24 protein-coding genes and 1 tRNA gene are annotated in these 24,659 nt (G+C 43.9%); 10 read left to right on the plus strand and 15 right to left on the minus strand.

The annotated features are described in order from the left end of the window. The first annotated feature begins 59 nt into the window (after positions 1-59). The 4 genes from G3570_RS13315 (at position 60) to G3570_RS13330 (ending at position 4,081) form a co-directional block, all read left to right on the plus strand. On the plus strand, positions 60-431 hold the full coding sequence (locus G3570_RS13315; RefSeq protein WP_165143172.1) for a BlaI/MecI/CopY family transcriptional regulator: 372 nt from the start codon (positions 60-62) through the stop codon (positions 429-431). 8 nt (positions 432-439) lie between these two features. Continuing rightward, positions 440-1,897: a M56 family metallopeptidase gene (locus G3570_RS13320; protein ID WP_249067101.1), complete on the plus strand. Its 1,458-nt coding sequence runs from the start codon at positions 440-442 to the stop codon at positions 1,895-1,897. Positions 1,898-1,902: 5 nt separating this feature from the next. Then, entirely contained in the window at positions 1,903-2,571 is a 669-nt protein-coding gene (locus G3570_RS13325) for a toxin-antitoxin system YwqK family antitoxin (RefSeq protein WP_165143176.1), read from the plus strand. A 76-nt stretch (positions 2,572-2,647) separates the two neighbouring features. After that, positions 2,648-4,081 (plus strand): M56 family metallopeptidase, encoded by a 1,434-nt coding sequence (locus G3570_RS13330; protein WP_165143178.1) that lies wholly within the window; start codon positions 2,648-2,650, stop codon positions 4,079-4,081. A gap of 79 nt (positions 4,082-4,160) precedes the next feature. Here the strand turns inward: G3570_RS13330 and clpX are convergent, their stop codons facing one another. The 4 genes from clpX to G3570_RS13350 all read right to left on the minus strand — a co-directional run bounded on the left by clpX (position 4,161) and on the right by G3570_RS13350 (position 7,592). Continuing rightward, a complete protein-coding gene (clpX, locus tag G3570_RS13335; protein ID WP_165143180.1) occupies positions 4,161-5,417 on the minus strand; it encodes an ATP-dependent Clp protease ATP-binding subunit ClpX in 1,257 nt (418 codons plus the stop codon). Positions 5,418-5,436: 19 nt separating this feature from the next. After that, a complete protein-coding gene (gene clpP, locus G3570_RS13340; protein WP_165143717.1) occupies positions 5,437-6,066 on the minus strand; it encodes an ATP-dependent Clp endopeptidase proteolytic subunit ClpP in 630 nt (209 codons plus the stop codon). A 59-nt stretch (positions 6,067-6,125) separates the two neighbouring features. After that, positions 6,126-7,436, minus strand: a complete 1,311-nt coding sequence (tig, locus tag G3570_RS13345; RefSeq protein WP_165143182.1) for a trigger factor — start codon at positions 7,434-7,436, stop codon at positions 6,126-6,128. 72 nt (positions 7,437-7,508) lie between these two features. Further along, a tRNA-Leu gene (locus tag G3570_RS13350) sits at positions 7,509-7,592 on the minus strand. 197 nt (positions 7,593-7,789) lie between these two features. Here G3570_RS13350 and cutA point away from each other — a divergent pair. Further along, positions 7,790-8,149, plus strand: a complete 360-nt coding sequence (gene cutA, locus G3570_RS13355; protein WP_165143184.1) for a divalent-cation tolerance protein CutA — start codon at positions 7,790-7,792, stop codon at positions 8,147-8,149. Between the two features lie 124 nt (positions 8,150-8,273). Here cutA and G3570_RS13360 read toward each other — a convergent pair whose 3' ends face one another. Next, positions 8,274-8,930: a phosphoadenylyl-sulfate reductase gene (locus tag G3570_RS13360; protein ID WP_165143186.1), complete on the minus strand. Its 657-nt coding sequence runs from the start codon at positions 8,928-8,930 to the stop codon at positions 8,274-8,276. 58 nt (positions 8,931-8,988) lie between these two features. Between G3570_RS13360 and G3570_RS13365 the strand changes: the two genes are divergently transcribed. Beyond that, on the plus strand, positions 8,989-9,747 hold the full coding sequence (locus G3570_RS13365) for an enoyl-CoA hydratase/isomerase family protein (RefSeq protein WP_346267302.1): 759 nt from the start codon (positions 8,989-8,991) through the stop codon (positions 9,745-9,747). A 12-nt stretch (positions 9,748-9,759) separates the two neighbouring features. Here G3570_RS13365 and G3570_RS13370 read toward each other — a convergent pair whose 3' ends face one another. Next, positions 9,760-10,986 carry a S1C family serine protease gene (locus G3570_RS13370; RefSeq protein ID WP_165143188.1) on the minus strand — a complete coding sequence of 409 codons (1,227 nt, stop codon included), beginning with the start codon at positions 10,984-10,986 and terminating at the stop codon, positions 9,760-9,762. A 21-nt stretch (positions 10,987-11,007) separates the two neighbouring features. After that, positions 11,008-11,991, minus strand: coding sequence for a DHH family phosphoesterase (locus G3570_RS13375; RefSeq protein ID WP_165143190.1), 984 nt, complete (start codon positions 11,989-11,991; stop codon positions 11,008-11,010). Positions 11,992-12,044: 53 nt separating this feature from the next. Between G3570_RS13375 and G3570_RS13380 the strand changes: the two genes are divergently transcribed. Continuing rightward, positions 12,045-12,758 (plus strand): thiamine diphosphokinase, encoded by a 714-nt coding sequence (locus G3570_RS13380; protein WP_165143192.1) that lies wholly within the window; start codon positions 12,045-12,047, stop codon positions 12,756-12,758. Between the two features lie 226 nt (positions 12,759-12,984). Here the strand turns inward: G3570_RS13380 and G3570_RS16565 are convergent, their stop codons facing one another. Beyond that, positions 12,985-13,293, minus strand: coding sequence for a GIY-YIG nuclease family protein (locus tag G3570_RS16565; RefSeq protein ID WP_165143194.1), 309 nt, complete (start codon positions 13,291-13,293; stop codon positions 12,985-12,987). 434 nt (positions 13,294-13,727) lie between these two features. On the opposite strand from G3570_RS16565, the gene G3570_RS13390 reads away from it, so the two are divergent. Next, positions 13,728-15,170: a sodium:solute symporter family protein gene (locus G3570_RS13390; RefSeq protein ID WP_165143196.1), complete on the plus strand. Its 1,443-nt coding sequence runs from the start codon at positions 13,728-13,730 to the stop codon at positions 15,168-15,170. A gap of 2 nt (positions 15,171-15,172) precedes the next feature. Here G3570_RS13390 and G3570_RS13395 read toward each other — a convergent pair whose 3' ends face one another. From G3570_RS13395 to G3570_RS13410, 4 genes are all read right to left on the minus strand, one after another. After that, the gene (locus tag G3570_RS13395) at positions 15,173-15,451 is read right to left on the minus strand and encodes a hypothetical protein (RefSeq protein WP_165143198.1); all 279 of its coding nucleotides are present in this window, start codon (positions 15,449-15,451) and stop codon (positions 15,173-15,175) included. Positions 15,452-15,469: 18 nt separating this feature from the next. Beyond that, positions 15,470-15,904: a tRNA (adenosine(37)-N6)-threonylcarbamoyltransferase complex ATPase subunit type 1 TsaE gene (tsaE, locus tag G3570_RS13400; RefSeq protein WP_165143200.1), complete on the minus strand. Its 435-nt coding sequence runs from the start codon at positions 15,902-15,904 to the stop codon at positions 15,470-15,472. A gap of 111 nt (positions 15,905-16,015) precedes the next feature. Further along, positions 16,016-17,575 carry a T9SS response regulator signal transducer PorX gene (porX, locus tag G3570_RS13405; RefSeq protein WP_165143202.1) on the minus strand — a complete coding sequence of 520 codons (1,560 nt, stop codon included), beginning with the start codon at positions 17,573-17,575 and terminating at the stop codon, positions 16,016-16,018. Between the two features lie 7 nt (positions 17,576-17,582). Beyond that, positions 17,583-18,128: a ComEA family DNA-binding protein gene (locus G3570_RS13410; protein WP_165143204.1), complete on the minus strand. Its 546-nt coding sequence runs from the start codon at positions 18,126-18,128 to the stop codon at positions 17,583-17,585. A gap of 118 nt (positions 18,129-18,246) precedes the next feature. Here G3570_RS13410 and G3570_RS13415 point away from each other — a divergent pair, with 118 nt between their 5' ends. Continuing rightward, positions 18,247-19,038 carry an alpha/beta fold hydrolase gene (locus tag G3570_RS13415; protein ID WP_165143206.1) on the plus strand — a complete coding sequence of 264 codons (792 nt, stop codon included), beginning with the start codon at positions 18,247-18,249 and terminating at the stop codon, positions 19,036-19,038. Positions 19,039-19,084: 46 nt separating this feature from the next. Here the strand turns inward: G3570_RS13415 and trhO are convergent, their stop codons facing one another. Beyond that, on the minus strand, positions 19,085-20,041 hold the full coding sequence (gene trhO, locus G3570_RS13420; RefSeq protein ID WP_165143208.1) for an oxygen-dependent tRNA uridine(34) hydroxylase TrhO: 957 nt from the start codon (positions 20,039-20,041) through the stop codon (positions 19,085-19,087). A 137-nt stretch (positions 20,042-20,178) separates the two neighbouring features. Between trhO and G3570_RS13425 the strand changes: the two genes are divergently transcribed. Beyond that, positions 20,179-21,921 (plus strand): T9SS type A sorting domain-containing protein, encoded by a 1,743-nt coding sequence (locus tag G3570_RS13425; RefSeq protein WP_165143210.1) that lies wholly within the window; start codon positions 20,179-20,181, stop codon positions 21,919-21,921. A 259-nt stretch (positions 21,922-22,180) separates the two neighbouring features. Here the strand turns inward: G3570_RS13425 and fahA are convergent, their stop codons facing one another. Continuing rightward, on the minus strand, positions 22,181-23,470 hold the full coding sequence (gene fahA, locus G3570_RS13430; RefSeq protein ID WP_165143212.1) for a fumarylacetoacetase: 1,290 nt from the start codon (positions 23,468-23,470) through the stop codon (positions 22,181-22,183). Between the two features lie 105 nt (positions 23,471-23,575). Next, the gene (locus tag G3570_RS13435; RefSeq protein ID WP_165143214.1) at positions 23,576-24,559 is read right to left on the minus strand and encodes a hypothetical protein; all 984 of its coding nucleotides are present in this window, start codon (positions 24,557-24,559) and stop codon (positions 23,576-23,578) included. Between the last annotated feature and the right edge of the window lie 100 nt (positions 24,560-24,659).

Here is a 24,659-nt window from a genome sequence, read left to right on the forward strand (position 1 = left end):
TTGGAAGTTTTAATTTTTATTCTACATTTGTAGAAGTAATTCTAAACTTGTAGAACAATATGGGACTTACTGAATCCGAAGAAGAACTGATGCAGTACCTGTGGAAGCTGGAGAAGGCTTTTATGAGAGATCTGCTAGAGGAATACCCGGAACCGAAGCCGGCACCGACCACGGTGGCCACGCTAATTAAACGCATGACGGATAAGGGATTCGTGGGCTATAAACAAATGGGACGTGCCCGGCAGTATTACCCACTGGTCAAAAAATCAGACTATTTTTCAAAACATGTAAACGGGCTCATCAAGAAGTTTTTTAACAACTCAGCCTCCCAGTTTGCCTCTTTCTTTACCTCAGAAACTGAGCTTACCGAGGAGGAACTGAAAGAATTAAAAGACATTGTTGAAAAAGAGATAGAGAGGAAGCACAAATGATCATTTACTTGTTTAAATCGACATTACTGCTGGGGCTACTTTATGTATTGTACAGGCTGATGCTGGAAAACGAAAAGATGCACCGCTTCAACCGGTTCTTTTTACTCTTAGCCCTGATCTTTGGACTGACAGCTCCATTGATTTCATTTGAGATTCATCCGGATCAGACAATTGCAGGAATAGAAATACAGCAGATGGAGCGAGTGGGTAATGCACCCGCGGAAGCCGTAAGCAACTCTGTGGAGCCGCTTATTACCCCTGATAAGAATGCGAAACCACGGGCGGAGATCACCCCGCTTGCCGCTGAAGAGCCGGGTTGGCCTTTCAGTGCTTTAGAAATATTACTTGGGTTGTATGTATTGGTCACCTATTTCTTGTTGATCCGATTTGCAGGTGGATTGTTAGAAATATGGAATAAAATCAAAGCCGGGAACCTTGAAAAAGCAGGGCCGGCTAACCTGGTGCTGCTGGATGGGTCCGTCACCCCGCAGTCATTTTTCAAGTATATATTCCTTGAGAAGGAATCATTCAAAAATGGAAAGATTGAACCGGAAATCCTGGATCACGAACTCACGCATGTCCGCCAGCTCCACTCCCTGGATGTTTTGTTCATCGAATTTTTGAAAGTCATCTTCTGGTTCAATCCGTTTATGTATCTCTACAAACATGCTATTCAACTGAACCATGAGTTTATAGCGGATGAATCAGTCATTAGCAACAGTTCTTCGATCAGCGATTACCAGGATCTGCTGATACGGGTCTCTTCCGGAAACAAACAAATGAGCACAACCAGTGGTATCAGTTATTCGCTGACAAAAAAGCGAATGAAAATGATGGCTAAAAAGTTTTCGGCATTTCGTTCGGGTTCAAAAGGAATATTTCTGCTACCGCTTATCTTATCGTTTTCATTGATGTTTTGTACTCAGAGTAAAGAAAAGAGTTATCCTCATAAGGTAAGTGGCAGCACTGACAAGCTTTATACCAATGTTAACCTCTATGTAAATCCCCAAAGGTCCGATGAATTGAACATTGAGCAAAGAGGCATGGGTATCAGATATGATTCCGCAGGAAATCCCTTTACCGGTACCCAGCAATTCAGAGATGTAAACAATGACCAACTTCTAAGCGAATCTGAATATGTGGATGGCATTCTAAAAAGCACCACAGCATACCACGATGATGGAAGCCTGAAGTTAAAATATGAATACGGTTATGTCGGGCAGAAGTTTAAAACCACCAAGCACTACAATGAAGATGGTTTAATGATTGAAGAATGGGTCAACCCCACATCAACAGACAGTCTGGGATATATAAAACAATGGCATCCTAATGGCCAATTAAAGTATGAAGCTTACTACATAGAAAATTTACAGTATCAAGGCTTGATGACTCTTTATGACAAGCAGGGAAACATCATTGAGCAGGAGCGTTACGAGAATGGGGAACTCATCGAGAAAATTAAATAGAAGCTATGAAACAGTTTACGAGCCATATTGATTTTTCTCTGACCAAAAAAAGAATCAAGATGATGATCAAGGAGTATTCGCCCTTGCGGTCTGGCTTTAAAAGCTTTCTGCTGTTACCTGTGCTGGCATTACTCATCCTTACTTTTTGCACTAAAGAGACTGATTATTCGGATTCTAATTCCAGAAGATTATATCATGTACCTGAACTCCATGTTGATTTTGATCGCTCTGAGGAACTTGGTATACCTCAAGCTTTATCTGCTCGTTTTACCGCTTCCGGTGAGTTGTTTACGGGAACTCAAAAGGTATATTTCACCAAGAATGACAGCCTGTACATGGAGCTATATTTCGAGGATGGAATTCATACAGGTTCCGAGATGACAATAGATGGCGATATTTTTCGACAAGTACACACTGTGTACCTTAATGAGCCTCTTTTCGGAAAAGAGATATATGTCAATGGGAATTTATCTTATGAAAATATTCCGCCTACCGAAAGTGAAGACGGTATGGGACATATTCGTACCTGGCATGATAATGGACAACTCGGGGCTGAAGTCACCTACACCGGTGATCAAATCTACCAAGGACTTATGACAGAGTATGACGAAGAGGGAAATATCATTACCCAGGAGCGGTACGAAGACGGAGAAATGGTGAAGAAGATAAAGTAACTGCCAGAGTCTTGCGCATTACCGTTGGATAACCGAGTCTGAACCTTTAAGAACAAGCAATTCAAAAAGAGACACTATGATTGCCTACATACTAAATTCTATTCTTAGCCTGCTGGCCTTATACCTTATCTATAAGCTGCTGCTGGCCAACCAGAAGACCTATCGTTTCAACCGGTTTTATTTACTGGCGGCTTTAGTCATTGGACTTACCTTTCCTGCTCTTGATCAACTTGATGCCGAACATCATTTTATTTACCGGCCCGGGGATCAGATAGCAGGAATGGAAGCCGAAAAGATTACGGCCATTAAAAAAGCGCCCTCGATCTTTGTCACAGCAAATGCCTTCCCCGAAAGTGAAATTCGCGGAATGGCTCCTGATCAAACTACGGACTCATCAGGATTTTCTTTGAGTTTTCTGCTTTTTTCAACCTACTGTCTGATTACCCTGTTTCTCCTCTCAAGGTTTATCTATGGGATTTACTCCATTTATGCGAAAATGAAGAAACTGGAATATATTGATCTGGGCACCACGAAAATCAGGCTGGCGGAGAACAAGGTCGCTCCCCATTCATTTATGGATGCCATTTTTGTAAACAAAAGTGACTATGAAAATGGACTCATCAGTGATGAGATACTAAAACATGAGCTGGCCCATATAAACGGGAACCATACCCTGGATGTGTTATTTGTGGAGCTGGTCAAGGTATTTTTCTGGTTCAATCCGGCCGTCTACTTGTTCAGCAGGTCCATTCAAATCAACCACGAATATCTGGCGGATGATCATGTATTGAAAAAGTATCACAATATTTCGAACTACCAGGAGCAGCTCTTGGAAGCCACTAAAAATCACAGCAAGGTAAGCTTTGCCAGCAATCTGAATTTCTACCTAACAAAGAAACGACTGCTCATGATGACGAAGTCGAATTCATTGGTACTCAGCTCGCTAAAGATAGCATTGTTAACTCCCCTCATACCATTATTGGTCATTGTTTTTAATACGCGGGTGGTCGATAAGGATAACCTCCTGGGCACCTACGAAACTGAACTGATACCTGATACAGTAGCTGTGGATAACAACTTTTCATTTGTAAGATGGAAGACCAAAGAAGGAGAGCTGTTTGAAGGGTCAAACAAACTTTTTGATCCTAAAACCGGAATCCTCCGACGTGAAACCATTTATGAAAACGGTAACACCATAGCTCATAAAAGCTACAACGGATTGGGCAAGGTGTTCTTCCGTACGCTTTTTGACTATGATGAGGGAATTCCTGCAAGGAAGAAAGTTTATATGTCAGGAGACCTGATGTCCGAATTCATTTATCCTACCCCCGAAAACAACTACATCGGCATCCAAAGATACTGGCGTCTGGAAGGAGGATTACATTACGAGGCTCATTTTCTAAATCATCCTGATAATTTCCACGGCCTGGTAACCGAATTTGATAAGAACGGAGAGGTCGTTGAACAGGAACGTTATGAAAATGGCAAGCTTTTAGAGAAGATTAAGTAAAAACCTCACCTGCAATTTTTGGACTGAATCCTAGCTTCTTGCCATTTAAATCTGAATAAAAACCGGAGAATAATCTATCCTACGCCGAAGCCTTGCGCTTTTCGTAGACGGGGGGTGCGTTATCTTCGATGGTCTCCTTAGTGATGACGCAGCGCTCAATATTTTTCATAGACGGCAGCGTAAACATGATGTCGAGCATAGCCGATTCCATGATAGAACGCAGCCCGCGGGCACCTGTCTTGCGTTTCAGCGCTTTCTCAACAATTACCTCCAGGGCATCATCCTCAAAAATCAGTTCCACCCCTTCCATCTTAAATAGTTTCTTATACTGCTTATTTAAGGAATTTTTGGGCTTCACGAGAATATCGATCATGGCATCCTTTGACAGCTGATGCAGTCCTGAAAGTACGGGCAGTCGACCGATCAGTTCAGGAATCAAACCATATTGTTGCAGGTCTTCCGGCTCCACGTGGGTAAAAATATCGGGATCATCCTTGTTGAACTTCACTTGTTCATCGGTATGGAAACCGAGCGAGCTGACCGATAAGCGTCGGGCAATAATCTCTTCAAGTCCGCTAAATGCCCCACCGCAAATAAACAGAATATCGGAAGTATCGACTTGTATAAAGCTCTGCTCAGGATGTTTACGTCCACCCTTGGGCGGTATATTGGCAACCGTACCCTCCAGAATTTTCAGCAGGGCTTGCTGCACACCTTCACCGGATACGTCACGGGTGATAGATGGGTTATCACTTTTACGTGCCACTTTATCAACTTCGTCTATATAAACAATTCCGCGCCGGGCACGATCCACATCATAATCGGCAGCCTGCAACAGACTGGACAGAATACTTTCAACATCTTCCCCCACATAGCCGGCCTCGGTAAGAACCGTTGCATCGGCAATGGTGAAAGGAACATCAATGATATTGGCAAGAGTACGGGCAAGTAATGTTTTACCGCATCCGGTCGGTCCCAACAGAATAATATTACTTTTCTCTATTTCGGTATCGTCGTTGGGATCCTGTTTTTCCGCACTGATTCGTTTGTAGTGGTTATAAACCGCAACAGAGAGGGTCTTTTTAGCCTGCTCCTGACCTATCACATAGTCATCTAGATTGGCCTTGATTTCAGCAGGCTTCATGAGGGGCTTATAGTTATCATCCCTCTTCTTGGCCATCGAAGCCAAATCACTCTTTACAATTCCTGAAGCATCAGATACGCAGCGGTCACAAATATAGACATCGTTTGGACCGGCAACCATGCTGTTTACTTCATGGCTGGATCTGCCACAAAAGGAACAGTGAATAGTGCTGTCTTTTTCTTTCTCACTCATGATAAAAGGAATTTATTCCTTAAGATTTTTTCTCAGAACGCTTCATTATGTTATCAACCAAACCGTAATCAAGCGCCTGATCAGCACTCATCCACTTATTACGATCAGAATCCTCAATGACTTTGTCCTGATCCTGTCCGCTGTGTTCTGCGATGATGCCTGTCAATAGATTTTTAATTCGTATGATTTCCTGGGCCTCAATCTCAATATCGCTGGCCTGTCCCTGTACACCGCCTAATGGCTGGTGAATCATTACACGCGCATTTGGCAACAGGTTTCTTTTGCCTTTCGCGCCGCCGGTTAGTAATACAGCACCCATGGAAGCAGCCATACCTACACAGGTAGTAGCCACATCACATTTAACATACTGCATGGTGTCATAAATCGCCAGTCCGGCCGAAACAACGCCACCAGGACTATTAATATACAAATTAATATCTTTTTCGGGGTCTTCCGACTCCAGAAAGAGCATCTGTGCTACAATAGAGCTGGCTACCACATCATTTACAGGGGTTCCCATAAAGACAATACGGTCTTTTAACAGGCGAGAGTAGATATCATATGCCCGCTCTCCCCGGCTGGTTTTCTCTACAACCATGGGGACCAAATTGTTGTTCTGAATACGTTCTACATCACTGAACTCGGGCATCTCAAATAGTGGTTGCTTTTGCATGGTACGTCTTTTTGAATTTTATATTAATCTATAATCTATTTGGCAGCTGCTTTTTCCTTGGCCTTAACTTTTTCGTCGTATTTCTCTTGGTACTCATCTTTGTCGATCTCACTAATCTTAACTTCATCCTTTAGCTTATCAAAGACTTTGTCTTCGCGAATACTGTTGCGCAGGCTTTCCAGCTGCTGCGGATTCTGTGCAAACATATTTCGCATCTGGTCAATGGTTACTCCATAACGTGCAGCTTCCGCCTGTAAGTATTCATCCACATCTTCGGGCTTTATCTCGATATCATCAAATTTTTCCTGAAGTTCATTATTGATGAAGGTCCACTTAGCATCTCTGAGAGCCCGGTCCTTGATATTTTCCTTGTATTCTTCCTCATCAAAGTCAGCCGGAAGTTCGCCACCCGACTGCTGAGCGACTCGCTGAACGTAGCGGTTTTTTACCTGTTCCAGGAATACTTCAGGAACTTCAAAGTCATGCGCTTCAACAAGGGAATCAATTACATCGTTCTTGAAAAGATCGTCGGCTGATTGATCGTAGTAGTTCTGAATACGACTCTTGATCAGGCTTTTGAACTCATCTACATTCTTAGCTTCGCCGTCGGTCTGTTGTTTTGCAAACTCATCAGTCAGCTTTGCCTTATGTGGCTTTTGAACCTTTTTGATGACCAGGTGGAAATTGTGACTGTGGTCATCGTGTCCGATTTCAACATCCACTTCGTCCCCGGCTTTATTCCCAACCAGATCATCCTTGAATTCCTTGAACTCATCTTTTCTAAGATCGATTTCCTGATCTTCATCCTTCTCTCCTTCAACGGGTTCACCATCGTCGTCCAGGTGAATGACATCAACTGTAACTTTGCAGTCCTCAGTTATTTCCTCATCAACTGTTTCCCAATTACCCTGGTTTTCCAGAATCCGATTTAACTCTTCGTCCACTTCCTCATCGGTTACATCATGCACCAGACGGTCCACTTCAATTTCACTTAAATCAGCCAGTTCAACTTCAGGGGCTGAGCCAATCTTGAATTTGGCTTCCAACTCATCGTTTTCCCATGAAAGATCCAGCATCTGGGTCTCTCCTACCGGCTCATATTCAGGAATCACTTCGTTTTCAAACACTTCCTGAACATATTTGTTGATCTCTTCCTGCTCAATTTCATCACCAAAACGTTTTTTGATGATATTCAGCGGCACTTTACCCGGTCGAAAACCCGGCATTTGAATCTGGCTTTTATACTTCTTGTAAGCCTCGTCAAACTTAGGTTCGAGATCTTCGCGGTTGGCTGAAATAATAATTTCCTTGTCAACAGAAGTTATGTCTTGTACGGATATATCCACGGAATTACTCCAAATAATGGTTTAATTGCGAACGAAATGCGTTCTCGTTCATTACTATTTACTGGATGTGTGTACGAGAGGGGGGACTCGAACCCCCACATCGGTTAAGATACTAGATCCTAAATCTAGCGCGTCTACCAATTCCGCCACTCTCGCATGTAATCAACACTGTGATCGAATTTTCAAAGCCACGAAAACTACGGCTTTTTTGCTGTGATTTCAACAGTAATAATCACTTATGAACTGCTGTGACCCCTACTTCTACATTCTAATAAAAGTCACCTGAGACATAGCGCAGCTTTTTGTAGATTCAGATAGCTATCAAATCGTAAAGCCTATTTGAGAAATCATCCATGTTTAATAATCTCCGCTTAGTTTATATCACCACCAAAGATAAAAAGGAAGCCAAAACCATCGGCAGAAAAATAGTTGAAGAGCGTCTTGCAGCATGCGTCAATATCATTGACGGAATGGAAGCTATTTACCGTTGGGAAGATGAAATAGAAGAGGCTTCGGAGTGCATACTCATCGCCAAAACCCCTTATCACAATGTGAAAGAGCTGACAGAGCGGGTCAAAGAGATGCACAGTTACGACTGCCCTTGTGTTATTTCCGTACAGCTGACCGAGCAGGAAGGCAACCAGGAATACCAGCACTGGCTGTTAAAAAATTCAAAACGCCAAGTCATCAACTACGAAATCGAAGACATATAGGTAGTTTTGAAGGATTGAGGGACTGATTAATTGAGTTGGCGCTAAACGTTAACTCATACCCTCAATAAATCAGTAAATCAATAATTCAATCCCTCAGTAAATCAGTCCCTCAATCCCTCAATCCTTAATTATGAAGTCCGCATTCGGTTTTTGGGGAGTCTGCCCAGCGGCCGCTGCGACCTAAGCCGGGAACTGTACAGTGGGTACAACCTACCGAATGATATCCCTTATCTACCAGCGGGTGAAATGGTAATCCGTGATTTTCGAGATACTCATCAACCAGTGATTTGTTCCAGTCGATCAGCGGATAGAACTTCAGGATATCCGACTGCTCTTCAAGTATTCTTAAGGAGTTGCGGTAACTACTTTGGTATCCAATCAAACCGGAGACCCAAACATTATACTCCGTTTTGATATTCCTCAACGGCTCATTCTTGTTGATAGCACAACAGATTTCCGGGTCTTTGCTCCACATCTGCTGCACTTGGGTTGTCATGTGTCGCGACGGATCTGGCTTGAGGGTAATTACCTGTAAATTCAATAATCGGGTCAGCCGATTTTTATAGTTTATTGTCTCTTTAAAGTGATAACCCGTATCTATAAAATAGATGGGACAATCGGGCTTGATTCTGCTTATGATATGCAACAGTACGGCAGAGGTGGTTCCGAAAGAAGAGGTGACCAATACTTTGTCAAAGCTGTTGAATACCTGTGCGACCCGGGCATCAACAATTTTCGACGTGAGAGCTTTGTTTATCTTATCCTTGTTTAAAAGACGCATGACAACTGACTTATGATGACAATTGTAAAATCGTGTTAATTTAAAAAATTATAGCATAGTGAACATTTTAAATATTGAACAGCGAGATCACACCCTTTGGGCTGCCATCAACCGCCCTGAATCGCGCAATGCCTTGAACTTTGCGCTAATGGACGCTTTGGAAAATACCATTGATCGGTTGGAGTCTGATGCATCTATCCGCACTTTTGTGCTTAGCGGGACTGATGGTCACTTCATATCGGGAGGAGACCTCCGTGAATTTCATACCATCAAAACAGCAGAAGAAGCCAAACCCATGGCAAAAAGGATGCTATCCCTCTTTAAACGAATCGAACAGCTCCCCTGCTGGACGATTGCGTGTATCAACGGGGCAGCCTATGGCGGCGGTTGGGAAACCATGCTTGCTTTTGATTTCAGAATTGCTTCGGAAGATGCTGTCATTGGGTTTACACAAGGTAAGTTTTACCTGCCTCCGGGCTGGGGCGGACTTACCCGTCTGGTAGAAATTGTCGGCCGATCCACAGCACTGAAATGGCTGGCGGAAACCGCCGTGATTGAAGCAGATACTGCCCTTTCTCACAAATTGATCAATAGAGTGAGCATAGAGAATGAGCTGATAGACAATACCTGGCAATGGGCAGAGGAGCTGAGTCATAATGACCGTGACTTCATCAAAACATTAAAGGAGGGTGCTCTGCGCATAACCGAAGCCCGATGGAAAGCCATACATGAGGAGCTGGATAGCTTTTCCAAATTCTGGGAAGACAAACGTCATCATCAAAGAGTGGAGAAATTTTTGAACAGGAACAGGGATTAAATTAACTAGCTGCTACTCTTCTGCTTTAGGTCTCAGTGCCATATTTGCTTCGTATCGTTGACCTTTCCTCAATAGTTCGATACGCATCGTATCTCCTTCGGCGTACTCACGAAAGAGGGCTTTCAAATGCATCTGACTCTGCACCCGCTCGTCCCCGACTTTCAGGATGATGTCTCCGGGAACAATACCGCATTCAAATGCCGGACCGTCTTTATTGACACTGGTTACAAGCAAGCCGGGCACTTGCGGCAGGTTGTATTTTCTGACCAGCTGGTAGGTCATCTCAGTGGTTTCCATTCCGGGATTATAGGCCATAGATACTTCTCCGGTGGAGGCAAGCTGGTCGATAATTTTTTCTACCCGGTTGCTGGGAATAGCAAATCCCAAACCTACGAAGCCGCTGCTGGTTCCTCCCGTAAAAATAAAGGTATTCACCCCGATCACTTCACCGGCACTATTCACCAGTGGCCCGCCTGAATTCCCCCTGTTAATTGCGGCATCGGTCTGAATCATATTCAGATACACCCGGGGCTGGTTAGGATCCGGTCTGAAATCTCTGTTGACAGCACTGACTACCCCAACCGTTACCGATGGCTGGGCGGCCTCAAAGAGTCCGAAAGGATTGCCGATAGCAAGTGACCACTCTCCTACCATTACTTCATCGGAATCACCGAACTCTACATAAGGAAACTTCCTATCAGCTTTAATTTTCAAGAGTGCCAGGTCGGCAAGTTCGTCAGCTCCCAGAATCTCTGCTTCGTATTGGGTGCCATCCGTCAGGGAAATCATAATTTTCTGAGCGTTTTTATCGGCGACATGCTCGTTGGTCACTACTAAACCGTCTTCGCTAATGATGAATCCCGACCCCATGCTGCTGAACTCGCGTTCGGTAGGAGCAAAGAAAAAACGGTTATAAAATTCATCAAATGCCAGCCGTCTTCCTCCCTGCCGAACCTCGGTTACCGTAATGCTGACGGTTGCAGGACTAACTTTTTTTACAGCCTCTGTGATGGCGGTATGGCGGCTGTTGTAAATTTGCTGATCTGCATCCTGGGTAACTGCATCCTGTGTAGTGTATCCCTCACTGTCACTCGCGGCCAGTCCCGGAGAAGTTCGAACAGGTCCGGAGTCAGCCACTGAAACAGAAGCATTATCATTAACTGGCGCCGGTTCCTGTTGAGAACAAGCTGAAAAAAGAATAGAAATGGCTACTAGTATACCGGAAAGCGTCTTGAACATAATTTTTATGTGAAGCAGTAATTACGACTTATCAATTTCGGCCAGTTGTTTGGAACCGATGCCAACTACTTCTTTAATGGTTTCTTCAAGCGGACCGGGATGCCATGCACCCGAAGCTTTTTTGTGTCCGCCACCGCCGATTTCACGTGCCCACTTGTTCACATCTACTTCATTGCTTTTGGAGCGCAGGCTCATTTTGACCCCTTCTCCAAGGTCTTTGAACAATATTGCGGCTTTAATACCGGCAACACTCAGCGGATAGGCTACAAAGCCCTCACAATCATCATTGGTTGTATCGGTCTCCTCCAACATTTCGCTTGTAACGTACATAGTAGCGATTTGATTGTCTTCATGCAGCTTGATAGTACTCATCGCCCTACTCAAAAGGTGAAGCTGGTTCAGACGCTTGTTTGAGAATACTTTTTCAGCAACTACGTTGGGACGAAACTCACCGATACGCAGCAGTTCCGAAGCAATATTCATTGTTTCCGGGGTGACGCTGTCATACTGCAAGGAGCCGGTGTCAGTTAGAATTCCGGTATATAGCGCCTTGGCCGATTTACTGTCGAGCTGCTTGATATCGTTTTGAAGGAAGAGATGAAAGATAAGCTCACAGGTAGAAGAAGCCTCCTCAACGGAAATAGTCATATCAAACCCATCCTGGGGATCCGGATGATGATCAACCATATAGCTGGGTTTGGGATCGTCTTCCATATACTCTGCGTAGCTTCCGAAACGAGTAGGTGAGTTTCCATCTAGCAAAAGAAATGCGTCGCACTGCTTGAGGGTCTCCTCACGGGGCTCTTCAATGGTATAAAAGTCAGTGAGCCACTGCAGGTTTAAAGGAATCTGATCATCATTGAATGCAAAAGCCCGAATTCCATTCTTTTCAAGCCATCGGCACGCCGCCACCTGGGCACCGATACAATCACCGTCCGGACGTATATGCGAATAAACACCCACTGTGCGATGTTCCTTCAATTTTGAGACCAGCTCTTCAAACATGATGAAAATGAATTATTAAGCTAAAAAATAAGCTTACTAAAATGGGGTATAGAATGGAAGAAAGCAATATTTTTTTCACCCCTTTCAACCGGCTTGATTTAATGCTTTCGAATGCTGCAAAAGAAGTTTATATATTCACCATAATCATGAAAACGCTGATACTTTGTAACGGATCACCGCCTTCCAAGCAACTCTTTGGAGAATGTCTAGAGTGGGCTGATTTATTTATTGCAGCAGACGGTGGAGGCAATGTAGCACACAGCTTGAATACGCTGCCCGATATCGTTATAGGTGATCTTGACAGTTTTGAATACCCCGACAGTGAATCGTACATGGTCTTATTTGACCCTGACCAGGAGACAAATGACTTGGAAAAGGCATTGAAAAAAGCTATTGATGAAGGGGCGATGGAACTGATTGTGTTGGGAGCGACCGGCAAGAGGCTTGACCAGACACTTAAAAATCTTTCGGTAATGAAGCAGTTCAACAACAGTTTCAACTCCCTTGTCTATAAGGATAATTATGGTGATACCTTTATTCTTCCCGACATCTACCGAAAGGAGCTGGAACCGGGCACCCAGATTTCACTGTTCCCTTTATCAGGTGAGGTTACCGGTATTCATACCGAGGGACTGAAGTATTCCCTAACGGATGAAAAATTGATGAATGGGGTAAGGGACGGTTCATCCAATGAAGTGGTTTCAAGCCCCATTGAAATTACCCACAAAGAGGGTGACCTTCTGATGTTCATTGCGCGAGAGAGATAGCTGAATTTCAAGCTCTTAATTAAAGGAAATTATCATAAAACCGCACTTAACCCTCTTTAGAACGAAATGGGCTAGCCTTTTAATAAAAGCTATCTTTCAAATTATTAACCCCGAACTCATTAGGTGTCATTCCGACCGAAGCGGAGGAAACTCATCCGTTTGATAAATGAAAAACCATGTTTAAATGCAAGTAACAAACTATTCAAAATCCTTTCATTATTTGTTCTCATTTCTCCCATTGCAATGATAAATCTTGCCATTGAGGGTTTAATCTATTGATCAACTTCAACTTCTTCTCTCTACGCCATCCTTTAAGTTGTTTTTCACGACTTAGGGCCCTATCTATATATTCAAATTCTTCATAGTATACTAGTCTCGTTACCCGATACCGGGATGTGAAGCTATTATTATCAGTTTCCCCCTTATGCCACATTACCCTATTGTAGATATTATTGGTGACACCTACGTAAATCACTCTGGAAATACTTGCCATGATGTAAACGTAATACAGGTTATGTTTTCTTTGATAAAGCATATGGAAAAGTCTTTCTTAATAGACCATTTAAATGTCAGATCCTTACATCACCCATTAAAGTTTTATTTAGCAAATGACATGAAACACTGTTAGGGCGGATGAGATCCCTCGGCGGGGCTTCGGGATGACAAAAATTAGGTGAGTTGCCAGTTTAAATAGTACCTGAACTTTTAAATTAGCCAATCCAATCTATTTACTCAGCAAATGGTGCATCAGTGTAAAGACACATGGTATTGCTCCTAATTAGACCATAGCGGATAATCAAAAATATTTCTAGATCCCTGTAAGATGCCATTCTGACTTCAGGATAGATAGTTCTTTACTTTCTACCACTTAGTACACCTGGTGGTAAGGCCGCATATAATCTTACAAATTGTTGAAGCCTTAGTTCGTAACGAATATCTTCCAGCTATTTTGAAACAAACCAGCATTCTTTGAGCGAACTAAGCTTTACCCTACTGGATTGGGGAATCATCCTCTTTTATTTCTGTTTTCTGGTCTTTCTGAGTTGGAAACGGGAAGGCGAAGACAAGGATGAAGAAGCCTTTCTCCTCTCGGGCAGGAAAATGACCTTACCTGCTTTTGTAGCTACCCTTGTCTCTACATGGTACGGGGGGATACTCGGCGTAGGTGAGTACAGCTACCAGTTCGGCATCTCGCAATGGCTATTGTTCGGTTTTCCTTTTTATATCTTCTCTGCACTCTTTGCCTGGCTGCTGGCGGGTAAAATAAGAATGAACAAGGCCCTGTCCCTCCCTGAAGCTGTCGGTAATTTTTACGGGGAGAAAGCCGGCCGTTTTTCTGCAATTCCGGTATTTATCCTGGTTAGTCCGGCACCTTACATCCTGATGCTTGGACTCATATTTCAATACCTGACCGGGGGAGCCGGTGACTTTCTCTGGTACGCCAGTGCAGTAGCTCTCTTTTCGGTAGCCTATGTAACGTTTGGGGGCTTTAGTGCAGTCGTCCGCACGGATATGCTGCAGGTCATACTGATGTTTGCAGGATTCGCTTTTCTGCTTTTTTACGCCGGGGTTGAATTCGGTTCCTTTGGCAAATTGTGGAACGCCGTACCAGACAATTACCGTGATCTGACCGGCGGACAGGACATACAGTATATCCTTGTCTGGTTTTTCATTGCACTTTGGACCTTCGTAGACCCCAGCTTCCACCAGCGAGCTGCAGCCGCCAAAACTCCTGAAACAGCCCAAAAAGGCATATTTATTTCCATTGTCCTTTGGTCGGTATTTGACTTTATGACCCTATTCAGCGGCATGTTCGGCTGGGCCATTTTAGGACCTGACCTTGCTGAACCGATCATGGTCTATCCCTATCTTGCCAATGAAATATTGCCTGTTGGTATGAAGGGTCTATTCTTTGTCGCACTATTGGCCATTATCATGTCAACTATGGATAGCTACCTGTTTCTTTCCGGACAAACACTGGGAAGAGACTTGCTTGTAAAACTGTTTCCGAATAGTTCGAATAACCGACTGACCCGTATTAGTGTACTGCTCGCAGCCGTACTTGGTATCCTGTTGATTATCGTCTATCCAAGCGTCATCGACATTTGGTACGTAATTGGTTCGGTGATGATTCCTGGCATACTGTTACCCGTACTGGGTATCTATATACGTCTGTTCACCTTGAAGAAGGGTTGGGTAGTACCCACCATGGTGGTATGTATAGGTATTTCATTGACCTGGTTAGTATTGGGAACCATTTATAGTACCGAAGCCTATTCATATACCTTCCTGGGACTCGAACCCTTCTATCCCGGGTTGTTTGCAAGTATACTATTCTGGCTATTTGGCAGAGATAAGAGTGAAGACCTGATAGCAGAAACCGAGTTCACCAGGGAATTAAAAAACGAGTAAGATCAGGTACTTTTTAAGATGTGACCCAGGTTTAGCTTGTGGATAGGGATTAGATACTTAAGCGCCATGGCATCTTTCTGAATATTAAGCAAACCGGTGCCCCTGAAGTCTACAATACAATAACCGTCAAGCAGCCTGACTACTTCTCCGATCCCGTAATATTCGGGACAAGGACCGTAATAGACTAAGTCACCCAACTGGATATTATTATCCGCCCTGCGGTTAAATGGATAAATAACCGGCAAACGATCCAGACGATATGATAACTTGTTTGCGCCCATGGGGCTTAATATATAGGATTATGTTCCTTTTTGCTGTATGACAAATTTTCGCTTTGTCGGGGCGAGTGATGTAATGGTAATCCAAACAGCTTCGGCGGGGATAATATCGCGAATCCGTTCCGGCCATTCAATAACTGAAACGCCCTCCCCATAAAAATATTCTTCAGCACCTATCTCAATAGCCTCATGAACCGATTCCATCCGGTAACAATCAAAATGATAGAGCGGTATACTTCCCGGGTATTCATTGATCAACGTGAAAGTAGGCGATTGTACATCCGACTCCTCTATACCAAAAGCTGTTACCATTCCCTTAACGAAATGGGTTTTCCCCGCACCGAGATCACCCTCAAGGCAGACCACATCCCCGGCCTTGAGACTCCGGGCAAAATCAGCAGCAAACTTTTTGGTCTGCTCTTCTGACTCACTTATAAATTCTTTCTCACTGCTCATTTTGGTTTAGAGAAATGTTTAATACAGATATTTGTTCCTGTTTGAAAAAGTACGTCCGCTTAAGGCTGAATAATCTGCAAAGAAGTCGAAATATTAACCAAAGCACAAAATCTATCTGCGCATCAATGTCTTAGGGCGTAGGGTTGCAATAGGCAAAATCATCTCTTCCATACTGGCACCGCCGTGCAGAAAAGTATCCTTATACCGGCTTTGGTAACGGTGATAGTTGGTCGGATAAACAAAGTAATAGTCTTCCTTAGCAATGATATAATTGTTCACTATTCCCGGGGCGGGCAATTTATAGGATGCCGGATCATCAATAAAGATGGTCGCATCCTCGTCGGCATTTAAATTTCTGCCATATTTGTAGCGCAAACTGGTTGAGGTATCCTTGTCCCCATACACCTTGGCATCACGAAGAGCTCTCACTGCACCGTGATCGCTGGTAATCACTATGGTAACCTCTTCGTCCGAGAGAATCTTAAATATGTCATGGAGTGAAGAGTGCTCGAACCAAGTCTTGGTAAGTCCCCGGAAAGCCGGAACATCGGGAGCAATTTCTTTAAGGATATCAGAGTCCGACCTTGAGTGAACCAGAGTATCCACGAAATTGTAGACAAAAGTGCTCAAGGGCGATTGGGTATAATTCATGATACGATCCGTTACCCGTTTCCCCTCCTCCGCATGAAGTACTTTCTCGTATTTGGCGTTGATATTCAGTCCCTCCCGCTCCAGCTGTTTCTGCAACAGTTCCTGCTCATATTGGTTCAATGAACTCTCATCCTCCCCACTATGCCAAAGCTTCGGATATATTTCCATGATCTCCTTGGGATACAGTCCCGAAAATATAGCATTGCGGGAATAAGGTGTTGCCGTCGGCAGGATGGAATAGTAAAAATCGGTATCGATGTTGTAATATTCAGTCAGCAGATCCTCAAAAACGAGCCATTGATCGTAGCGCATGCAGTCAATCACGAAGAACATAGTGGTCTGACCGTTCTTGATATGCGGGAATACATATTCTCCCATAATATCTATGGAGAGCGCCGGTCGCTGGGGTGTTTTCTGATCTAACCAATTCCGATAGTGCTCTTCAATGAAACGCCCGAACATCTTATTCGCTTCACGATACTGGTCATGCAATACCTGCAACAAGGATTCTTCGCCCGATTGCAGATCAATATCCCAACGTATCAACTGCTGATAGATGTTGATCCAGTCTTCCCAGGTTGTTTCTTCACGAATGCGCTGGGAAATCTTGTTGAAGTTTCTCAGGTAGGACTGCGCAAATTTTTCAGAGCGAATTCGTTTTCGGTCAAGAATACGCTTTACCGTAAGCAGGATTTGGTTCGGATTGACCGGCTTAATCAGGTAATCGGATATTTTTCCACCGATGGCATCTTCCATGATCGACTCCTCCTCACTTTTGGTGATCATAACCACAGGAAGAGAAGGCTGAATGGTTTTTATCTTATTAAGCGTAGCAAGACCGTCCATGCCCGGCATCTGTTCATCCAAAAAAACGATGTCAAAAATCCGCTCTTTAATGAGCGTAACAGCGTCATCACCGTTTGTGACAGGTGTAATTTCAAACCCTTTATTCTCCAGGAAAATAATATGGGGCTTAAGCTGATCTATTTCGTCATCAGCCCATAATATCCGATTAGACATTGCAGATTCATTTATTCATAATAGGATCCTTAAGTTGAATAAATGGGAGCAACTTTTCCAATCGCTTTTTCCCTATTCCCTTGATCTTTAAAAGCTCATCGTATGAAGTAAATGCCCCGTTTTTCGTTCTGTATTCGATAATTCTTGAGGCATAGGCAGGACCAATACCGGGGAGACTTTCCAGCGTTTTGGCGTCCGCCGTATTGATATTAATCCTGGCTAAAAGAGATTGATCCATCGTTTCCCCGGTTGCAGCTTTTTCGACCTTAATACTGTCAGCAGGAATGGTGTCGGAAGCCATTGCTGAAACCTTTTCAATTTCGGGATGATACCTGGCCAGGATAGCATTCTCTTTTTGACGCAGAATCTCTGTTCGCTTTTTGAACTCAGTTTCCAGTTCCGAATAGTATTGTTCATCGTAGGGTGAAGATACGGGTATCAGGCTTCTGATGAGTGTCACTATTAACAGAATAGCCATCAAAACCGTAAGAGATACGCGCTCAGCCTTGGTTATTTTCAAATTTTCAAGCCAGAAGAACAGTTTTCTTTTCATCTTGTTACCCCATTTGCTAAAACAATTACCGGTTATTTGGTATGACTTCCCAGACCTTCATTCCTTACAAATTGTAGCTTGTTTTCAAGAAATTTTGTTCGGATGTTCACGCACAGAAATGACAGACAAGCGCACATACCGCTATAACAACCTCCCTGTTGCCTATCGAAAAACAGGAACCGGGAAACCTATGATCATCCTTCACGGGTGGGGAAGTAGCAGCCGGGTCATGATGCCTGTTGCCAAACAGTTATCCGATATTCGATGCTGCTACGTAATCGATCTGCCGGGTTTTGGCGATACACCCGAGCCTGACCGGTCGTGGTCTATAGACGATTATACAGATATGGTTCAATCGTTTATAGAAAATGAATGTGATGAAACGGTAGATATATTGGCTCACTCTTTTGGAGGAAGAATTACCTTAAAACTATGTGCCCGTGCATTTGGACAGGAATGGGTGGAGAAGGTCCTGATTACAGGAGGAGCCGGTATGAAGCCCCGAAGAAAGCCATCCTATTATCTCAAAAAATATACCGCCAAATTGTTGAAAGCGCCATTTCTATTATTGCCATCCGGCTCCAAAGAGAATGCCTTAAAATGGCTGCGCAATACTTCAGCCTGGAAAGCACTGGGCTCCTCGGAGTATTCCGAACTAAGCGGCGTGATGCGAGAAACATTCGTAAAATCGGTGACTGAATACCTGGAGGCCACACTTCCCAAGATACCGCATGAGGTACTGCTTCTTTGGGGTAGGAATGACGAAGCAACTCCTATATACCAGGGAGAACGTATGGACGAGGGCATTCAAAACGCAGCATTGGTCGTGATGGAAAATGCGGGACATTATGCTTTCCTGGACAAACCCAAGCATTTTACCTCTATTGCCCGGGCATTTTTAAAGGATTAGTTAGACATGCCAAGTTTTTAAAACTTGGCATGTCTAAGAAGGAAGGCTACTTCTTTTCTTCCAACTCCCGCTCCTTAAAATCCTCATCAAAATAGTTATACCATTTACGAAAAGGTCGAAATGCATTTTCCGGGTCAAAAGGGCGCTTATATTCACTCTGCCGACACTCTTCACTACAGCAACCCTCCATTTTGCGAGCCCCTTCTTCGGAACAGACAAACAGTTTGTTGCACTGCATATTGGCACAATTAATATAGGTATCAGCCGGCTTTCCGGTGATTTCACACTCGGCTATAGGCTCCATATCTTTTTCATTGACGGGGACCACAAGCCGATCGTCAAAAACAAAGCATTTCCCCTTGAAGTGTACGCCACCCTCTTCTTTACCATAGCGTAAAATTCCACCGTGCAGCTGGTTCACATCGTCCCAGCCTTTTTCCTTCATGAGTACCGAAAATTTTTCACATCGGATACCGCCCGTACAGTACATTAAAACCTTTTTGTCCTTGTCGATTTCAAGATTATCCACCCATTCCGGAAATTCATAGAAGTTTTCGACATTAGGAGTTATGGCTCCTTCAAAATGTCCGATCTTTGATTCATAGTCATTCCGTACATCAATAAGCACATAATCTTCGTCACTCTCCAATACCTCCCTCCACTCGTGAGGTTCAAGATATTTCCCGCCACGGGCCGGATCCACATCCTCTTTGTGCAAGGCTACTATTTCATCCCGGGTCTTGCAAATTAATTTGGCGAATGGAATATAGTCACTCTCATCCGTCTTGAAATCGATGTTATCAAAACCGGGTAAGGAAGTCAGGTGTTCTTTGTAGGTTGCAACCTGCTCAGGAGTACCTCCCAGGGTACCGTTAATTCCTTCTTCACTGATATATATGCGACCTTTGACGCCCAAGTCTTTACAAAAGCTTTTATGCTCTTCGCAAAAGGTCTCGGGGTCATCAATTTTGTTAAATTTGTAATAAAGTATAACTTCGTACATAATTTGTTTTATTTACTTACCACTAAGGCATTAAGTGCACTTTGCTTCTTAGTGGTTTCCTTTTTGCAGATGGCAAAAATAAGACTTATTCGTCAAGAAATGAACCTATTTCATCTTTTGATTTTCATACTATACTGATGTCATTACAACGAATTCCAACCATAATATTATGCGCACTGTTGCTAATCCTGGCAGCCACTGAAGTTAGGGCTCAGCAACCGGTCGACAGTCATAGTCATCGAATCATGCATGATATTGATAAGGCCTACCGGGATGGACGGATCAACCTGGACCAAAAGATACTCTATAAATTTTATGCCGGATTAAAAAAGGAAAAGCTGCCATCAGAGTTTACTATAGGTGATCAAGAATACGTTAAATGCGGAACACCGGCCCAAGTTGATTTTATAAAACACAAGAATCAGCTATCTGAGTCGACAGTTACTGAAATTGAAACCCTCACCGGTACTTCAGTTACGCAAGCCCAAGAGACGTATCTTTCGCCTTCAGGAATGTTTTTATTTCACTATGAGACTTCAGGTACTGATGCTGTTCCGCTTGATGATACCAGTCCGGCAAATGGAATCCCCGATTATGTAGAACAGGCAGGTATAGCAGCAGACTCCTCATGGCGGCATCAAATAGCCACACTAAATTACTCCGATCCTATAATACCCGGTGACCCCTACGATATCTATTTCCGGAATTTCGGTTTTTATGGCCAAACAGCTATCTCAGGAAACACAACTTATATTGAGGTTCACAACAACTTCCAGAATTTCCCTCCTAATACCGATCCTGAGGGAAATCCCATCGGTGCCCTTAAAGTTACTATTGCTCATGAGCTGAAACATGCTATTCAGTATGTGGCGACGGAGTGGGCCGGAGAAAGCGACCGCTGGGTTGAGATGGATGCCACCCTTATGGAAGAGGTAGTGTATGATAATGTCAACGATTACTATAACTACCTGAACAACTCAAGCTCTATTTTCGAAAACCCGCAGAACTCTTTTTATCCGGGTTCATACTTTCATGTATCCTGGGCTCTATATTTTGAGGAGAAGTACGGACCGGATTTTTGGCCTCAAGTATGGGATCGTTTGCAGCAAAACCCTACCGGCACCCGTTTTACAGAAGCCATACAATCTGTGCTGGGAAGTGCCGATATTTTTCAGCGAGATTATATAGAATCCCATCTCTGGCACCTTGCGGCCGGACAGTTGAACAGTGTCGATAACTATGGATTTGAGGAACGCACGTTGTATCCGAATCCGACCATTAAAGAACGTTTCAGCGGTAAAGACAGTACCACTACTTCTGTCGGCCTTCAGAAATTTGCAGCGAACTATATTGAGTTAAGTCCCGGACAGGAGTCGGAAGGCTTTATCAGAGTTGAGCTCAGCAGATCCAATGCTTCAACCGGCCTCGGGTTGATTGCCTATCTGAAAGACGGTAGCACAGAGCAACAGATTATGACCGGGGGCGGCAACCAGGGCATTGTACAGCAAACGCCATGGGAGTGGAGCAGTATTAGCAGACTGGGAATAGTGATAGGAAACGGGAATGAGAATCTTGGAGACAGTTACCGTCTAAAAGTAACTTCAGATATTCCGGAAGCCATTTCTCTTATCCAAAACTACCCGAATCCCTTTAATCCTGGCACTGTTATTCCATTCAATTTAAGCACCCAGTCAAGAGTACAATTGAAAGTATATGACATTACCGGCAGACTGGTTTCTACGCTTGTAGACGAAGAGAGACCGGCAGGTTTTTACCGCGATGTCCGTTTCAACGGAAGCAACCTGGCCTCAGGTGTCTACTTTTACCAGCTGGTAACCGACCAGAAGGTACTGGTGAAGAAGATGACACTGATTAAGTAAATGGCAAGGTATAGAGTATAAGGGAGACCGGAGTCCGGACAAATGGTCAACGGCAATAGGGACATCTCAAATTAGACTGGTTCAATCAATCACTGATGCTATGACAAGCGTCCACGCTTGTCATAAGTGTTTCAAGCGTAGACGCTTGAAACAGCCTTAATTTTGCATTTTAAAAGGGCCAATGTTTTTGCATTTACCGGACCACACTTTCTTTTTATCCGGTCTCTTTTCCCCCTTTCTCCGTTTCCGATTTTGCTTCTTAAAACTTCAGCTCTTTTGCGGGCTTAATTTTGCCGGTAACTTCGCCGAAGCCAACTCGATACCCTTCGCCCTGGGCATAGCCGGTCATGGTTATGGTATCGCCGTCCTGAATAAAAGTACGTTGCTCGCCATTGGGAAACTTGAGAGGCTTTTCACCCTTCCAGCTTAGCTCCAGCATACTTCCGTAGGAATCTTCGGTCTCACCGCTGATCGTTCCTGAGGCGAGGAGATCTCCTGGCTGCACGTTGCAACCGGTTATAGTATGATGAGCCAGCTGCTGGTTCATGCTCCAATACAGATTCTTATAATTGGAAGCAGCTATCTTGTGCGGCTTGTCCATTTTCTCTCCTTGTAGAAATACATCCAGCTTGATGTCATACCATCCTTCATCGCTTTTCAGATATGACATAGGCTCGGGATCCTGTTCGGGGCCCTCCGTTTTAAAAGGTTGCAGAGCATCAAGCGTTACGATCCACGGAGAAACCGAAGTAGCCCAATTCTTTGCTAAAAATGGACCTAAAGGCTGATACTCCCATTTCTGAATGTCTCTGGCACTCCAGTCATTGACGATCATGAGTCCAAATATATGCTCCCTTGTCTCACTGACAGGAATCGGATCTCCAAGCTGATTTCCGGGTCCGGTTACGAAACCCATCTCAAGTTCGAAGTCCAAGAGTTTACTGGCACTGAATTCAGGCGTCTCGCCGTCCTCACCCAGCACTTGACCCTGCGGCCGGTGCAAGTTGGTACCACTGAGTACCACCGAACTGGCTCGACCGTGATAACCTACCGGCAGGTGTTTCCAATTGGGTTTCAGGGCATTCTCAGGCCCACGAAACATGGTTCCCACATTGAACGCATGCTGTTCTGATGAGTAGAAGTCCGTATAATCCCCAATATCAACCGGCATCAACATTTCAACCTCGTCCATAGGAATCAGTACCTCCTCACGTAGACTCTGATTATCCCGTAGTGTTGGCTCGTCAGCACTCAGCAGGTTACTGATGGTTGTACGGGCTTCAAGCCAAGCAGCACGGTTCAGTGACATGAATTTATTGAGTGTTCGCTCGGAAAACACCCTTTTACCGTCCAGTTGCGGCCCATCAAAGACTCCCGCCTGCTCCAGTTCAGCCAGATTAAGCACATAATTTCCGATGGCGGTACATATATAAACCTCGCCACCTTCTTTTGGGCGACAAACCCCATAAGGCAGATTCTGAATAGGGAAATGCGATTCAGGTGCGACATCAATAAAAGATCTCAAATCAGGGTCGTTGGTTGGATGCATCTCTGTAATTTTGAATTAAGATTTAAAAATCATGAATTATGAATTGAAAGGAATATTCGAAACCCGAATCAAGAGGCTATAACTCAATTCAACATTCAATTACAATTATAATAGATTTAACTTTTGCAGATCTTCAATAGGCTCCTCAAAACTGCAGCTGCCGAATGAAGTGACTGCCACCTCCCGAAGTTCACGGATATCTTCGGTGGTAATTGAAAGGTCTTTCCAGCTAAAATGCTCGTTAGTGAATGAAAAGTGGTCGGGATCTTCTTCACTGATTATTTCTGAAAGCTCCTCATTATTCAGGTCATAAGCATAGGCGAGCAGTGCTCCCCCGAAGACATTAAAAAAACCGTGCATTTTGGTCTGAACGCTATCATGATAGTGACGTACCGGATGGTGGAGTCCGGCGGTACATTTAAGGGCCAGATTATATTCTCTACAAGCGTTGATGCTATAAGCCACTTTTTCCACTCCCGGGAACATGTCAGCCTGCGTACCACCGCAACGCAACTTATAACCCACATGAAGCATGTCGGAATCACTCTGATGTTTTTCATTAAATTCTGAAAGAGCCCCGAGCACCGTTTCAATATCCTTTTCCCAGCTCTCCTCATAAAAACCTTCAAAAAATACTGTTTGTGGACTCCCGGAGTATTGACTGCTTGCCTGGTGGGTCATGTCCAACACGCTGCTGATCAAATCTGAATCACCGCTCAACACAGCTTCTTTGGGGAGCTTTATTTCCAATACCTCAGTAACTACATGTCGGCCATGCCCGTCGTTAAAATCATTGCAACTTTTGAATACCCTTCCAATTTCACTTTCAAAATCATTCAGTGTTTCTGTCCCGCCACCCAAAACAGAGAAGCGAAATGGCTCGCCTTCCTTGAAAAGTTCTTCTCCATACACCTCCAGATCATTCAACGTTGCGGCAGGGATTATGAAGCGAGAGAGCATCCAGGCTTTTTCACTTTTTCGGTAGGCTGCAAAATTTCTGATAGCGGGATCCAGAGAGAGATCAGCAGGAGGAAATAATCCCGCATAATCAATGATACCGCTCATAAAAGCCCTGAAACTATTTTTCATGTGCCGGGGTGATTTAAGTTGTTGCCACACCTTAGTTTATGCGCCCCAAAAATGTTCTATTTATGACTAAAAAGCAATGAATCTTCACTGCCTCAATGCC

The sequence above is a fragment of the Halalkalibaculum roseum genome, assembly GCF_011059145.1.
GTDB lineage: Bacteria > Bacteroidota > Rhodothermia > Balneolales > Balneolaceae > Halalkalibaculum > Halalkalibaculum roseum.